Raw genomic sequence first — 13,704 nt, 5'->3', positions numbered from 1 at the left:
AGCGGTGGCAGTCAGGTTAGCTAAGGCTTACCTTATCACCGGGTGGACCAAGAAGGAGTCAGTCGTGTCCGCAGCCGGGGCGAACTGCCGCCCCGGCCCGGTCCCTTCGACGTCCGACCTCCGCACCGCCGCCGCGGGTCAGGCGGCGAGCTCCTGCGCCGCCGGCTCGGCCGCCACCCCGCCGACGGCCGGCAGGTGGCGCATCAGCAGGTGGGCGGCGAGCGCGGCGCCGAGCATCACCAGGACGCCGACCACCGCGGCGACGTGCATCCCGTCGGCGAAGGCGTCCCGGGCGGTGGTCAGCAGCCGGTCGGCGGCCTCGCCGGGCAGGTGGGCGGCGGTGGTGACGGCCCCGCCCAGGGTGTCGCGGGCCGCGTCGGGGGCGGTGGTGCCGTCCATCCGGGCCCGGTAGATCGCCGCGCCGGCCGCGCCGAGCAGGGCGATGCCGAGCGAGCTGCCGAGCTCCTGGGCGGTCTCGGAGGTGGCGCCGGCCGCGCCGGCCCGGTCGGCGGGGGCGGCGGAGAGCACCATCTCGCCGGTGATGCTGACGGTGCCGACCGAGCCGGCCGCGATCACGCCGGCCGCGACCAGCGGGAGGGCGAGCGAGGAGCCGGGGTCCACCAGGGCCATCGCGACGAACCCGGCGGCGGCGGCCAGGAACCCGGCGACCAGCAGCACGGCCGGCCGGACCCGGCCGGCCAGGGCGCCGAAGCCGCCGACCGCCGCGCCGACGCCGACGCTGGGCAGCAGCGCCCAGAGCGAGGCGGACAGCGGGCTGTAGCCCTTGACCAGTTGCAGGTACTGGGAGGTGAAGAGGGTGAAGCCCATCATCGCGAACATCGCGATGGTGTTGACGGTGATCGCGCCGGTGTAGGTGCGGATCCGGAACAGGGTGACGTCGATCAGCGGGTTCGCGGCCGTCCGCAGCCGGACCACCAGGGCGCCGCCGACCGCGAGCCCGGCGAGCAGCACCAGGGCGGGGAGCGGGCTCCAGCCGTCCACCGCGAGGGTCTTGACGCCGTAGACGACCGGCAGCACGGTGGCCATCGAGAGCGCGGCGCCGAGCAGGTCGAAGCGGCCCTGCTGCGGGGCGCGGTACTCGGGGAGCAGCACCGGGGCCAGCACCGTCACCAGCAGCATCGCCGGGACGGCGATCAGGAAGGCCGAACCCCACCAGAAGTGGTTCAGCAGCAGGCCGCCGAGCACCGGGCCGAGGGTGGCGCCGGCCATCATCACGCCGCTCCAGGCGCCGATCGCGGACTGCCGCTGCTTGGGGTCGGGGAACATGTTGCGGATCAGGGCCAGCGTGGAGGGCCCGAAGACCGCCCCCGCGACGCCCAGCAGGGCCCGGGCGGCGATGAGCTGCCCCGCCCCGTGCGACCAGGCGGCGACCAGCGAGGCGGCCGCGAAGGCGGCGGTGCCGCCGATCAGCAGCTTGCGGCGGCCGATCCGGTCGCCCAGCGCGCCCATCGGGATCAGCAGGCCGGCCAGCAGGAACGAGTACATGTCCATGATCCACAGCTGCTGGGTGCCGCTGGGGTGCAGGTCGGTGGCGATGAACGGGACGGCGAAGAACAGCACGCCCATGTCCATGGCGAGGACGAGGGTCGGCAGCAGGAGGAGGGCGAGGCCCAGCCAGGCACGTCGGCCGGCGCGGTGGGTGGTGCGGTCGTCGGTGGTCATGACGGTGACTGTACGGATGTCTTGAACGCCTGTCTAGTACAAGCGTCTAAACCATTCGTTTCAGACACACGAGCAAGACAATCGTCTTGGACGGGGCTAGCATCGGGGCCATGGGAAATCGTGAGGACCTGCTGGCCAGCGCCGCCCGCTGCCTGCAAGAGAAGGGCTACGGGCGCACCACCGCCCGCGACATCGCCACCGGCGCCGGCGTCAGCCTGGCCGCGATCGGCTACCACTACGGATCCAAGGACGCCCTGCTGGTCGAGGCGATGGTCGAGGCGATGGCGAAGTGGGGCGAGTCGATCGGCGCCGCGCTCTCCGCCGCCACGGCCGTCGACGACCCGAAGGAGCGCTTCGTCCGGGCCTGGAACGCGGTGCGCGAGAGCTTCGCCGCGCACCGGGGGCTGTGGACGGTGCAGTTCGAGCTGCTCGCCGGGCTCGACCACCTGCCGGGGCTGTCCGAACGGCTGGCCGCGGCGCAGAAGGAGGGACGGCTCGGCCTGGCCGCGCTGTTCCAGGGCAGGACCGAGGTGGCGGACACCCCGGAGGAGCTGGCCCGGGGCGTCTTCTACCAGTCGCTGCTGCTCGGGCAGGCCGGCCAGTGGCTGATCGGCCCCGAGCTGGCGCCGAGCGGCGAGCAGTACCTGCTCGGGCTGTCGCTGGTCGCCGACGACGTGCTGGGCGGGTCGGAGGGCTGAGGCCGCGGACCGGCCGGGGCGGGGGCGGGGCCGGGGGCGGGAGCGGGGCCGGGGTGCCCGGGCGTCGGCGTCGGGCGGTCAGGTCTCAGGGGCCGGGCGCCGGGTCCCGGGTTCCGGGTCTCAGGCGGTGACGGCGGTGAGCAGCACCACCGCGTCGGTGTGGGCGAGCAGGCCGTGCCGCTCCTGCGGGACGGAGTGCAGCTCACCCGGGCCGGCCTCCTGGCGGCGGCCCTCGACGGTCAGCGCGACCCGGCCGCGCAGCACCTGCAGGCTGGCGGCGACCGGGGCGTTGTGCTCGTCCAGCACCGCCCCGGCCCGCAGCGCGATCACGGTCTGCCGCAGCACCCCGTCGTGCAGCAGCAGGTGGGCGCTGCGGCCGTGCGGGCTGGCGGCGGCCTTGGCGGCGTGCTCCTCGGCCAGGGCGTTCAGGTCGATCCGGGCCGGCTGCTCGGTCATCGCGTTCTCCTCCGTCGGACCCCCGCACCACCGGGCCCGCCGACCGGGCCCCGCGGCCGACCCTAGGCGGCGGCCCGCGCGTGTCGCGCGCCGGATCACGCGCAGGGGTGAGGACCGCCTGGCGGGTGGAGGGCGGCGCCGGGTGCCGATGGCCGTCGCCCGGACGGCTTCTCCCCGGTCGCCGTGGTTCCGCCGCGGCTCCCCTGCCGGCACCGCCCGGACTCGGCCCCCGCCCCGCTCCTTCGCCCGCCCTCCACCCGCCGGGCGGTCCAAGGGGCGGGCCGCTCGGCGTGCGGGGCGGCGGGAGCGGGCCGATGGTGTCCCTATGGCGACCAATCAGAGAATCACCTTCGGCGGTTTCCAGGTGAACCGCGGCATGCTCACCGCCGGCGCGGCCCTCACCGGGCTCGGCGCCGTCGTCGGACTGACCGGCACCGTCCTGGTCTGCGCCGCCCTGGCGAACGCGGGCCGGGGCTGGGTCCGGTCCCTGGAGACCCCGCCGGCCGAGATGGCGCAGCGGACCTTCCAGCAGGCGAAGGCCGCCTCGGCGGCCGGACTGGAGGCGTGGCGCACCGGCGTCAACTGAACCGGGGGCGCGGGAACGGAACGGAGGCGGCCACCCGGTCGGGTGCCCGCCTCCGTCGTGTCCGGACGCCGGGTCCGGAGGTCGCGTCCGGGCGCCGGGTCCGTCCGCCGGCCCGCTACAGGCCGAGCGACTTGGCGATGATCGTCCGCATGACCTCGCTGGTGCCGCCGTAGATCCGGAACACCCGGTTGTCGGTGTAGAGGCGGGCGATCGGGTACTCCAGGATGTAGCCGTAACCGCCGTGCAGCTGCAGGCACTTGTCGATCACCTCGGAGGCCGACTCGGTGCAGAACAGCTTGGCCGCGGCGGCGTCCGCCACCGTCAGCTCGCCGTGCTGGTAGAGCTCCAGCGCCTGGTCGACCATCGCCTGCTGGGCGAGCACCTGGGCCTGGCAGTCGGCCAGCGAGAACTTGGTGTTCTGGAACTCGGCGACGGCCTTGCCGAACACCTTGCGCTCCTTGACGTACCGCACCGCGAACTGCACGGCGGCGGCCGCCGAGGCGTAGGCGCCGACGGCGATCGCCAGGCGCTCCTGCACCAGGTTGTGGGTCAGGTAGGAGAACGCCCGGCCCTCCTCGCCGAGCAGGTTCTCCACCGGCACCCGGACGTCGGAGAAGGACAGCTCCGCGGTGTCCGAGGTGCGCAGGCCGATCTTCTGCAGCTTGCGGCCGACCGCGTAGCCCTCGGACTTCGTGTCCACGCACAGGATGGACAGGCCCGCGCGGCGGTCCGCCGGGTCGTGCGGGGCGGTGCGGCAGACCACCAGGACCAGGTCGGCGAGGACGCCGCCGGTGATGAAGGTCTTGGCACCGTTCAGGACGTAGTGGCTGCCGTCCGCGGAGAGCTTCGCCGTGGTGGTGATGCCCGCCAGGTCGGAGCCCGCGCCCGGCTCGGTCATCGCGATCGCGGTCATGATCTCGCCGGAGACGAAGCCGGGCAGCCAGCGCTGCTTCTGCTCCTCGCTGGCGTACTCCATCAGGTACGGCAGCACCAGGCCGGTGTGCACGCCCGAGGCGCCGAAGGTGACGCCCGCGCGGGCGGTCTCCTCGTAGATCACCGCCTGGTACTTGAAGCCGGTCTCGCCCGCGCCGCCGTACTCCTCGGGGACCTCGATGCCGAAGACGCCCAGGTCGCCGAGCTTGCGGTAGAAGTCGCGCGGCGGGTGGCCGGCCTCCTCCCAGCTCTCGTAGACCGGGACGACCTCGCGGGCGATGAAATCCCGGATGGTCTCCCGGAACGCCTCGTGGTCCTCGTTGTAGACGGTGCGGCGCACGGGGCGCTCCCTTCGGCGGCTGCTGGTCGCGCAGTCAAGTTAATCGCCAGTAGCTTCCGTGTCCAGGGCAGCGGACGTGCTGGTGGGAGGGGTGTGCGGCGGAGGTGCGGGCGGGCGGGAAGGGGTGGACCGGGGCGCGGGGGAGTCCCCGCGCCCCGGTCGGTGCGCCCGTGCGGTGACGGCCTAGTACAGGACGAACGGGTAGTAGACGGTGTGCGCCAGGTTCGCGTTGGACTGGAGGGCGCCGACGCCGCCGGAGTCGCCGGTGACGCCGAGGGTGTTGTTCTGGTTGCTCGCGCCGGAGCCGGTCGCGGTCTGCTGGCTCGCGTTGGCGTTGCCGTGCACGGAGCCGACGACGTTGCCGGAGCCGATGTTGCTGACCACGCTGCTGTTGGAGGAGTGGTCGGCGCCGGCGCCGTTGTCGGCGGCGGCGGTGCCGGCGCCGGCGAGGAGGAAGGCCCCGAGGGCGGTGACGACGGCGACTGCGCGAATACGGGACACGGTGGTCTCCCTGCTAACTGGTGCGAATGCGGCGCTGCGGGGTGGCCGCCCCGTTCGCGTCGGTTCCTGACGTCGCGTGATCAGGATTGCCCACTGGGCCGTTCGGGTTCCAGTCCGGGCACGCGGGTTCGCTCGAAGGTGTCACTCCGGGGAATAGCACCGGAACCGCCGGTGAGCGATGGAATGCCGTACTGGCAAGGGATTTCACCGCTCCGGGCGGGTCCGTGGCGATTTCCGCACGTCAACATCAGGTTGACCGAGGATCGACAGAAACCGGAAATCCGAAAACAGTGGTCCCCCGATTGTCGTACTGGCACACTGTGGGCTTATGCCTGATGCTCTTCCCCCCGCTCCCGGGCCCGAAGGAAGCGGCGCAGAATTCCCCGCGTCCGGGAGCCCGGAGGATCTCCGCACCACGGAGGTCGACCTCGGCGGCCTGGTGGGAGTGCTCGCCACGCACCTCTACTCCACCCCGCTGGTGGCACTGCGCGAACTGGTGCAGAACGCCCACGACTCGCACACCCGGCGGAAGTTGGAGGACCCGGAGGGGGCGTACCGGCCGCTCATCCGGGTCACCGGCGACCCGGCGGCGCGGACGGTGGCGATCGAGGACAACGGGGCGGGGCTGACCGAGCCGGAGATCCACGCGTACCTGGCGACCGTCGGCACCGGCTACACCCGGATGCTGCGCGACCTCACCGGCAACCAGGACCTGATCGGCGCCTTCGGGCTCGGCTTCCTCTCGGCGTTCTCGGTGGCCGAGGAGGTCACCGTCACCACCGCCTCGCACCGCGAACCGCTGGCCGCGCACACCTACCGCAGCCGCGGCGGCGAGCAGTACAGCGTGCGGCCCGCCCCGGCGCGGCCCGGCCCGGGGACGGTGGTGCGGCTCCGACTGAAGGCCGAACACGCCCACTTGGCCGACGAGTTCGCGCTGCGCGAGGTACTGGCCCGGTATTGCGTGCTGCTGCCGATCGCGGTGTACGTCGGCGACGACGAGCAGCCGGTCAACGACGTCGCGGTGCCCTGGCGGCAGGACCTGCCCGGCCCGGTGCACCAGCACCGGATGCGGTTCGCCTCCGCCTTCGCCCGCAGCTTCGAGCCGCTGACCGCCTTCCCGGTGGCGCCCGTCGAGGGCCGCACCGACGCGGTCGGCCTGCTCTGGGTGCAGGACGGCGGGACGTACGGATCCAGCGACAACCGGGACCTCGCGGTCTACCTGCGCGGGATGCTGCTCGCCGACGACGCCCGCGACCTGCTGCCCAGCTGGGCCGGCTTCATCGGCGGCGTGGTCGAGTCGACCCGGCTCACCCCCACCGCCAGCCGCGAGGACCTGCAGCGCGACGAGCACTACCGGGCGCTCCAGCAGGCGCTCGCCGACGCCATCGTCGACGGCCTGTACGAGACCGCCCGGCTGCACCCGGCGGCCTGGCGGCGGATCCTGTCCCGGCACGGGCAGGACCTGCTGGGGGCGGCGCTCTGCGACGACCGGCTGTTCACGCTGCTCGCCGACGACGTCCCCGTCCCCACCTCGCAGGGCGAGCTGACCGCCGGCGCGCTGCGCGCCGCGGGCTCCGGCGCGGTGCACGTGGCACTGGGCAGCGGCGGCGGCTTCGAGGAGATGCTGTACCGGGCGATGCAGGTGCCGATCGCCCGCGGCGACCGGTACGCGGTGCTGCCGTTCCTGCGCCGCTACGCCCGGCTGCGCGACTGCCGGATCGTCGAACTCGGCAGCGAGAGCGGCAACAAGGAGCTGTTCCGGGCCCCGGACGTGCCGCTGCCCGCCGAGCAGCAGGCGTGGCTGGCGGCCGCGCTGACCGAGGACGGCGAGCAGCTGGTGCCCGCCAGGTTCGACCCGCCCGGGCTGCCGCTGGTGCTGGTGCCGGACCGCGAGGCCGAGCTGAAGGCCCGGATCGAGGACGACCGGGCGGACGCCCGGATCCCGTCCGCCGCCCTGCGGTTGGCGCGCGCGTTCACCGCCCGCACCGACGGCGCGGTCAAGGCCCGGCTGTACCTGAACCTGGCCTCGCCCGCCGTCCGCGACCTGCTGGCCGCGTACCGGGACGGGCACACCGGGGCGGCCACCGCCGCCGCGCTGCTGCGCTCGCTGAAGGTGATCATGGCGGCGGCCTCCGGCTCCGCGGGCGGCGACCTGGGGGCGGCGCTGTCCGGGATCTCCACCGCGGTGGCCGCGCTCACCGCCGCGGTGCCGGCCGGCGGGCTGTCGGCGGTGCCCGACACCATCGCCGCAGCAGACCTTCCGCGAGGGGACGAGGAACGATGACCACCGACATCTGGTCCTGGGTGCACGACACCCACCGGCAGCTCGCCGAGACCGGCCAGCACCGGCTGGCCGACGCGCTCGCCGAGATCGCCGGGCACGCCGTGGAGGGCCGCAACGAGCAGCTCGACGCGATGTTCCCGGAGGCGCTGGCCTCCGCGCGGGCGCTGGGCCTGCCCTGGGTGGAGGTGTTCCTGCGGCACTGGCGGCTGCAGAACCTGCTGAACAAGCGGCACCAGGGCGAGGCCGCGATGTCCGAGGCGGTGTCGCTGCTGGAGTTCGCGCACCGCGAGGAGACCGCGTCCTGCCCGCAGTCGGTGTGCACCGTCCAGGACTTCACCATCTGCCACGCCAACATCGACGGCCCCGGCTACGTCCCGGAGCGGCTCGCCGTGCTGGAGGAGGCGCTGCAGCGGGTCGAACCGGCCCGGGCCTGCTTCGACTGCCTCTCCCGCGAGTACGCCGACACCCTGGAGGACGACGGCCGCCCCGCCGACGCGCTCACCTACCTCGACCGGGCCGAGACCCGGATCCGGGCGGCGGGCGAGCGCACCTCGCTGTCCTTCGCGCACAGCCGCGCCTCCGCGCTGCACCGGCTCGGCCGCCACCAGGACGCGCTGGACGCGTACGACACCGCCGAGCGCTCCTACGTCGCCGCCGGGAACCGGCCGGACGACGACGACCGGCGCAAGCTCTCCGCCGGGCGGGCCCTGCAGTTCGCCGCGCTCGGCCGCACCGACCGCGCGCTGGAGCTGCTGCCGGACGTCGAGGAGGCCGACCGGTCCCCCGACATCCGCAACCGCTGGTCCGCCACCGTCGAACTGCTGGTCGCTGCCGGTGAGTTCGACAACGACGCCGCACTTGGTGCCCGACTCGCCTCCTGGGCAGGCGAGTTGGACTCCGTCGGTTCGCACCGCCCCTGCCTCGACCTGGTGTTGCGGGCCGGCCGGCTCGCACTCGCCCGGGGCGCCCGCGAGGTCGCCCTGACGCTGGCCGGCACCGGCGAGCGCAAGCTCGGACAGCTCCGCCGCACCGCGGGCGTCACCGAGCGGGTGGCCGGGCTGCGGGCCGCCGCCGAAGCCCTGCCGCGCCCCGAACTGCCGGTTCCAGCTGATGAGTTGACGTCCTGGCTGGCCGAGAACCACCCCGACCCGGAGACCGGCGCCGAACTGCTGTCCGCCGCGCTGGCCGCCGCCCGGGCCCGCGGCGAGCAGCCCGACACCGCCCTGGTGGTCAACCTGGCCGGCGCCCTGGGCGCCCTCGGCCACACCCGAGCCGTGGCCGAACTCGCCTGGTCCCAGCTGGAGTTGGACCCCGGTCACGAGTACCTCACCGGCATGCTCGGCCAGCTCCTGATCGACGCCGAGGACGGCGAGGGCATCGACCGGCTGGCCACCCGGCTGGCCGCGGCCGACCCGGCCGCCGCGCACTGGCTGCGGGCCCGCTGGGCCTCCGCCCAGGGCCGCTGGGCGGAGGTCGGCGAGCAGTGCGCGGCCGTCCTGGTCCACTCGCCCGAGGCGCTCAACACCCGCCGGCTGGCCGCGGCCGCCGCCACCCGGCGCGGCGACCACGCCGAGGCCCAGCGGCTGTACGAGGAACTGCTCGCGCACGCCCTCGACCCGGCCGAGGCGGGCGAGGAGGCCGCGCACCGCACCGTCCAGGAACCCGACCTGTGGCACCTGGTCACTGCCGCCACCGCCAACCGGGACTGGGCGGCCGTCCGCGCCGCCGGCGCCCGGATCGGCATCGAGTTCGACACCGACAGCGGCCCCGTCGAGGAGCAGTGGCAGCTGATCGAACTGCGCGTCCCGCGGGCCAACGGCACCACCACCGACCTGCCCGCCGTCCGCACCGGCCCGGCCACCGCCCGGGTGCTGCCGGTGCTCGGCGAGGACGTCGACCTCAACCACGGCGACATCGTGGTGTTCTCCCCGGCGGTACTCAACGACCGTCCGGAGCCCGGCTCGGCGGAGGCCGAGGACTGGCAGCCGGTCTTCGCGTTCCTCACCCTGCTCGACCCGGCGGGCTTCACCACCTACTGGATCGACGGCGCCTGCCCCGAGCCGGAGCAGTGGTACGCCCTGCGCGACGCCGTCCGGGCCGCCGGGTACGCGGTCTGGGTCTACAGCGGCGACCGGTACCGCACCAACGACCCGGCCGACCCCGAGGGCAGCCTCCCCGGCATCTACGCGGCCCTCGGCGTCCCGCCGACCGCCACCGCCGCCGAGGCCGACGCCCTCCTCACCTCGCTCACTGCCCACCTCGCCCACCCGCTGGCCTGGCCCGCCCTCGCCGAGGCGGCGGGCGCCGACACCGCCCGCCACCAGAAGATCGTCGACGACTACGGCCTCTGATCGCCCCCCGCCAACCGCCCCGCCCGGTCAGGGCCGGGGCGGGGTGGGGTCGAGGTAGACCCGGGTGACGGCGGGGACGGCCCGGCGGATGGCGCGTTCGGCCTGGTCGCAGGCGGTTTCGACCTCGGCTGCGGTGGCCAGGTCGGCGAAATCGACCTTGGCGGCGACCAGGACGTCGTCGGGGCCGTGGACGCTGGTGACCAGGTCGAGGACGCGGACCACCCGGGGCTGGGCGGCGAGGGTCTCGGTGATGGTGCGCTCGTAGCGTTCGGGGAGGGAGCGGCCGATCAGCAGCGAGGCGTTGTCGCGGGCCAGCACGTAGGCGACCCAGCCGAGCAGGGCGCCGATCAGGATCGAGGCCAGGCCGTCCCAGAGGGCGTCGCCGGTCAGTTGGGCGCCGAGCAGGCCGCCGAAGGCCAGCAGCAGGCCGACCAGGGCGGCGGCGTCCTCCAGGAAGACGGCCTTCACCGCGGTGTCGGAGGTGTGCCGCAGGTACCGGTAGCCGCCGACGGCGAGCCGGCGGGTCTCGCCGCGCAGTTGGCGGACCGTCCGGGAGAGCGAGACCGACTCCAGCACGAAGGCGATGCCGAGGATCAGGTAGGACAGCGTCGGGCTGCCCAGTTCCTCGCCGTGCCGCAGGGTGTGGATGCCGTCGTGCACCGAGAACACCGCGCCGCCGACGAAGGTCGCGAAGGAGGCGAGCAGCGCCCACAGGTAGCGTTCGCGCCCGTAGCCGAGCGGGTGCGCGGCGTCGGCGGGGCGGGTGCTGCGCTTGAGGGAGAGGAAGAGCAGCACCTCGGTGACGGTGTCGGCGAAGGAGTGCGCGGCCTCGGAGAGCATCGCGCTGGAGCCGCTGACCGCGCCCGCGACCGCCTTGGCGAGGGCGATGCCGAGGTTGCAGGCGCCCGCGACGATCACGGTGGTGACGCTCTCGCCGCCGTCGTGCCCGGAGTCCTCGGCCGCCGTCCGCTGCTCGCTCATGACTGGTCAGTATGTCTGATTTAGGGCGTTTCCGGGGGGAGGGGTGGCCGGACGGCCCGGGCGCCGGAGTCCGCGCCACCGGTTGTTCGCACCGGCGCCGCCGATCGGGCAAGGTGGAGGCCAGGAGGCGGCCCCGACCGGGCGGGCGGCCGGGGTGGTGGAGGAAGCGCAGTGTCCGATCGCGAGCCGGAGGGCGTGCCGGCACCGGAAGCGCCGCCCACCGAGGGGCTGCTCGGACCGGACGCGCCGCCGATCGAACGGACCGTCAGCGTTCCGCACGCGCCGGCGCCGGTGCAGACCGAGGGGCTGCTCGGCCGCCACCCGGTGCCCGAGGCCGCCGAGTCCGTCCGGGCCCGCCGCAATCCGCTGGCCCAGGACACCCTCACGCCCGAGGAGTGGAACGCGGCCGGCTACACCCCGTCCCGCGGCATCGACCTGGCCGAACTGCACAAGGGCGCCCCCGGCGACGCCCCCTGGCCGGACCGGATGCGCACCCTGCTGCGGACGCCGATGGCCGAGCGCCCGGCGTTCGAGCGCACCCCCCGCGAACTGCACCCCGCGGCCGGTGCGCAGGCCCAGCGCAACGTGCCCCGGGTGCTCGACCTGTCGCTGCGGATCGGCGAACTGCTGCTGGCCAGCGGCGAGGCCGCCGAGGACGTGGAGGCCGCGATGCTCGGCATCGCCCACGCGTACCGGCTCGACCACTGCGAACCGCAGGTCACCTTCACGCTGATCTCGATCTCGCACCAGCCCTCGCTGATCGACCCGCCGGTCACCGCCGACCGGGTGGTGCGCCGCCGCACCTCCGACTACACCCGGCTGGCCGCCGTGTACGAGCTGGTCGCCGACATCACCGCCGAGCAGGTCACCGTCAACGACGCCTACCGGCGCCTCGCCGAGATCCGCCGCAACCGGCACCCGTACCCGGTGTGGCTGATGGCGGTGGCCACCGGACTGCTGGCCGGGGCGGCGTCCTTCCTGGTCGGCGGGCAGGTCGACTCCACGGCCTGGCTGGTGTTCGTCTCCGCGTTCACCACCGCCGTGGTCGGCGACCGGCTGGCCTCCGCGATCGCCCGCCGCGGGCTGCCCGAGTTCTACCAGTTCGTGATCGCCGCGATGCCCGCCGCGCTCTGCGGCATCCTGCTCTCCTTCAACGAACTGCACCTGCGCGGCTCGGTGGTGATCACCGGTGGGCTGTTCGCGCTGCTGCCCGGCCGGGCCATGGTCGCCGCCGTCCAGGACGGCCTGACCGGCTTCTACATCACCGCCGCGGCCCGGCTGCTGGAGGTGATGTACCTGATCGCGGGCATCGTCATCGGCGTGATGCTGGTGCTGTACGTCGGCGTCAACTACAACGCCCGGCTGCGGCCGGACGAGAGCCTGGGCGGCACCACCAGCCCGCCGATCCAGCTGGTCGCCGCGACGGTGCTGGCGCTGGCCTTCGCGATGCTGCTGCAGACCGACCGGCGCTCGCTGCCGATGGTGGTGATAAACGCCGCGATCGGCTGGTCCACCTACGGCGTGCTGACCAACAACGCGGGCATCTCGCCGATCGTCGCCACCGGCCTCGCGGCGGGCCTGGTCGGCCTGTTCGGGCAGCTGCTGGCCCGCTACCGGGCGGCCTCCGCGCTGCCGTACGTGACCGCCGCGATCGGGCCGCTGATGCCCGGTTCGGCGCTGTACCTCGGCATGCTGGCCTTCGCCCAGGGCCACGCCGCGTCCGGGCTGGTCTCCGCCTCCCGGGCGGTGGCGCTGGCGCTGGCGCTGGCCATCGGTGTCAACCTCGGCGGCGAGGTGGCCCGGCTCTTCCTGAAGAACCCCGGCGCCAGCGACCGCGACACCCCGCACGTGCTGATCCCGCGCCGGGCGGCCAAGCGCACCCGCGGCTTCTGAGCACCCGCGGCTTCTGAGCACCCGCGGTTCCCGAGCACCCGCGGCTTCCGAACACCCCGCGGTTCCCGAACACCCCGCAGTTCCCGAGCAGCCCGCGCCACCCCGTGAGATAGAGGCACCACCAGATGATCAGTGCACTGCTGGACGGCTACCGCCACCACATCGTGGACGCCCACAAGCAGCCGCTGTTCCTGCTGCTGGTCGGGTTCATCACCTCGTTCGCGTTCATCCGGTTCAGCACCCGGATGATCCGCGCCCAGGTCCGCTGGTGGCCGGGCAACATCACCCCCGGCGGGCTGCACATCCACCACATGGTGTTCGGCCTCGGCTTCCTGCTGCTCGGCGGCATCGGCACCTTCGCCACCGACGGCGGGCACCCCTGGATCGACTGGTTCGGCCTGTCCTTCGGCATCGGCTGCGGGCTGGTGCTGGACGAGTTCGCGCTGATCCTGCACCTGGACGACGTGTACTGGAGCGAGCAGGGCCGCAAGTCGGTGGACGCGGTGATCCTCGGCATCCTGCTGACCGCGCTGCTGCTCACCGGCTACGTGCCGCTCGGCGTCGTCCCCGGGCAGGACACCCGCTGGGGGCTGGTCGCGGTGATCGGGATCAACGCGCTGGTCTGCCTGGTCGCCCTGCTCAAGGGCAAGGTCTGGACGGGGCTGCTCGGCATCATGGTGCCCGGCCTGTCCTGGATCGGCGCGATCCGGCTGGCCCGCCCCGGCAGCCCGTGGGCGCGCTGGCGCTACACCGGACGCCCCCGGCGGATGGCGCGCGCGATCCGGCGCGAACGGCGGCTGCACGCGCGGATGGACCGGGCCCGCACCTGGCTGTTCGACCTGATCGCCGGGGCGCCCGACAAGGTCCCGGCCGGGCACCCGAAGGCGCAGGCGGTGGCCGAGCGGATGGCCGCCCGGGCACTCGCCCACCGCCGCCCGCGGCGGGGCCCGTACGGGGCGGCGGGCGGGTACGGGCCCGGGTACGGCGCCGGGGCCGGT

General features: G+C 74.2%; 11 protein-coding genes. 6 read left to right on the top strand and 5 right to left on the bottom strand.

Going from position 1 to position 13,704, the window contains the following annotated elements; translation table 11 throughout:
• Positions 1–138: 138 nt before the first annotated feature.
• Positions 139–1,683 carry an MFS transporter gene (locus ACWEO5_RS35085; protein WP_452166164.1) on the bottom strand — a complete coding sequence of 515 codons (1,545 nt, stop codon included), beginning with the start codon at positions 1,681–1,683 and terminating at the stop codon, positions 139–141.
• A gap of 110 nt (positions 1,684–1,793) precedes the next feature.
• On the opposite strand from ACWEO5_RS35085, the gene ACWEO5_RS35080 reads away from it, so the two are divergent.
• The gene (locus tag ACWEO5_RS35080; RefSeq protein ID WP_452166163.1) at positions 1,794–2,381 is read left to right on the top strand and encodes a TetR/AcrR family transcriptional regulator; all 588 of its coding nucleotides are present in this window, start codon (positions 1,794–1,796) and stop codon (positions 2,379–2,381) included.
• 120 nt (positions 2,382–2,501) lie between these two features.
• Here the strand turns inward: ACWEO5_RS35080 and ACWEO5_RS35075 are convergent, their stop codons facing one another.
• Positions 2,502–2,837 carry a cupin domain-containing protein gene (locus ACWEO5_RS35075; RefSeq protein ID WP_344558259.1) on the bottom strand — a complete coding sequence of 112 codons (336 nt, stop codon included), beginning with the start codon at positions 2,835–2,837 and terminating at the stop codon, positions 2,502–2,504.
• A 325-nt stretch (positions 2,838–3,162) separates the two neighbouring features.
• Between ACWEO5_RS35075 and ACWEO5_RS35070 the strand changes: the two genes are divergently transcribed.
• The gene (locus ACWEO5_RS35070; protein WP_452166162.1) at positions 3,163–3,423 is read left to right on the top strand and encodes a hypothetical protein; all 261 of its coding nucleotides are present in this window, start codon (positions 3,163–3,165) and stop codon (positions 3,421–3,423) included.
• Positions 3,424–3,538: 115 nt separating this feature from the next.
• Here ACWEO5_RS35070 and ACWEO5_RS35065 read toward each other — a convergent pair whose 3' ends face one another.
• Together ACWEO5_RS35065 and ACWEO5_RS35060 are read right to left on the bottom strand one after the other, a co-directional pair.
• On the bottom strand, positions 3,539–4,696 hold the full coding sequence (locus ACWEO5_RS35065) for an acyl-CoA dehydrogenase family protein (protein ID WP_452166161.1): 1,158 nt from the start codon (positions 4,694–4,696) through the stop codon (positions 3,539–3,541).
• 183 nt (positions 4,697–4,879) lie between these two features.
• Positions 4,880–5,197, bottom strand: a complete 318-nt coding sequence (locus tag ACWEO5_RS35060) for a hypothetical protein (RefSeq protein ID WP_452166160.1) — start codon at positions 5,195–5,197, stop codon at positions 4,880–4,882.
• A gap of 445 nt (positions 5,198–5,642) precedes the next feature.
• Between ACWEO5_RS35060 and ACWEO5_RS35055 the strand changes: the two genes are divergently transcribed.
• Positions 5,643–7,481: an ATP-binding protein gene (locus tag ACWEO5_RS35055; protein WP_452166159.1), complete on the top strand. Its 1,839-nt coding sequence runs from the start codon at positions 5,643–5,645 to the stop codon at positions 7,479–7,481.
• Positions 7,478–9,832 (top strand): hypothetical protein, encoded by a 2,355-nt coding sequence (locus ACWEO5_RS35050; RefSeq protein WP_452166158.1) that lies wholly within the window; start codon positions 7,478–7,480, stop codon positions 9,830–9,832. The genes ACWEO5_RS35055 and ACWEO5_RS35050 overlap by 4 nt, the downstream gene beginning before the upstream one ends.
• A gap of 27 nt (positions 9,833–9,859) precedes the next feature.
• On the opposite strand, the gene ACWEO5_RS35045 is transcribed toward ACWEO5_RS35050, so the two are convergent.
• Entirely contained in the window at positions 9,860–10,813 is a 954-nt protein-coding gene (locus ACWEO5_RS35045) for a cation diffusion facilitator family transporter (protein WP_344557821.1), read from the bottom strand.
• Positions 10,814–10,984: 171 nt separating this feature from the next.
• On the opposite strand from ACWEO5_RS35045, the gene ACWEO5_RS35040 reads away from it, so the two are divergent.
• Both ACWEO5_RS35040 and ACWEO5_RS35035 read left to right on the top strand, forming a co-directional pair.
• Positions 10,985–12,706, top strand: a complete 1,722-nt coding sequence (locus ACWEO5_RS35040) for a threonine/serine ThrE exporter family protein (RefSeq protein ID WP_452166157.1) — start codon at positions 10,985–10,987, stop codon at positions 12,704–12,706.
• A gap of 125 nt (positions 12,707–12,831) precedes the next feature.
• The coding region (locus tag ACWEO5_RS35035; protein ID WP_452166156.1) for a hypothetical protein at positions 12,832–13,704 on the top strand (873 nt) is incomplete at its 3' end.

This window comes from Kitasatospora sp. NPDC004272 (assembly GCF_053603035.1).
The sequence above is the reverse complement of the archived record's forward strand: the minus strand, read 5'-3'. Positions and strand labels throughout refer to the sequence as shown.

What these genes read in the sequence shown, in the direction of transcription:
- ACWEO5_RS35085 (WP_452166164.1), bottom strand. Translation starts at nt 1,683, where the DNA reads ATGACCACCGACGACCGCACCACCCACCGCGCCGGCCGACGTGCCTGG.
- ACWEO5_RS35080 (WP_452166163.1), top strand. Translation starts at nt 1,794, where the DNA reads ATGGGAAATCGTGAGGACCTGCTGGCCAGCGCCGCCCGCTGCCTGCAA.
- ACWEO5_RS35075 (WP_344558259.1), bottom strand. Translation starts at nt 2,837, where the DNA reads ATGACCGAGCAGCCGGCCCGGATCGACCTGAACGCCCTGGCCGAGGAG.
- ACWEO5_RS35070 (WP_452166162.1), top strand. Translation starts at nt 3,163, where the DNA reads ATGGCGACCAATCAGAGAATCACCTTCGGCGGTTTCCAGGTGAACCGC.
- ACWEO5_RS35050 (WP_452166158.1), top strand. Translation starts at nt 7,478, where the DNA reads ATGACCACCGACATCTGGTCCTGGGTGCACGACACCCACCGGCAGCTC.
- ACWEO5_RS35045 (WP_344557821.1), bottom strand. Translation starts at nt 10,813, where the DNA reads ATGAGCGAGCAGCGGACGGCGGCCGAGGACTCCGGGCACGACGGCGGC.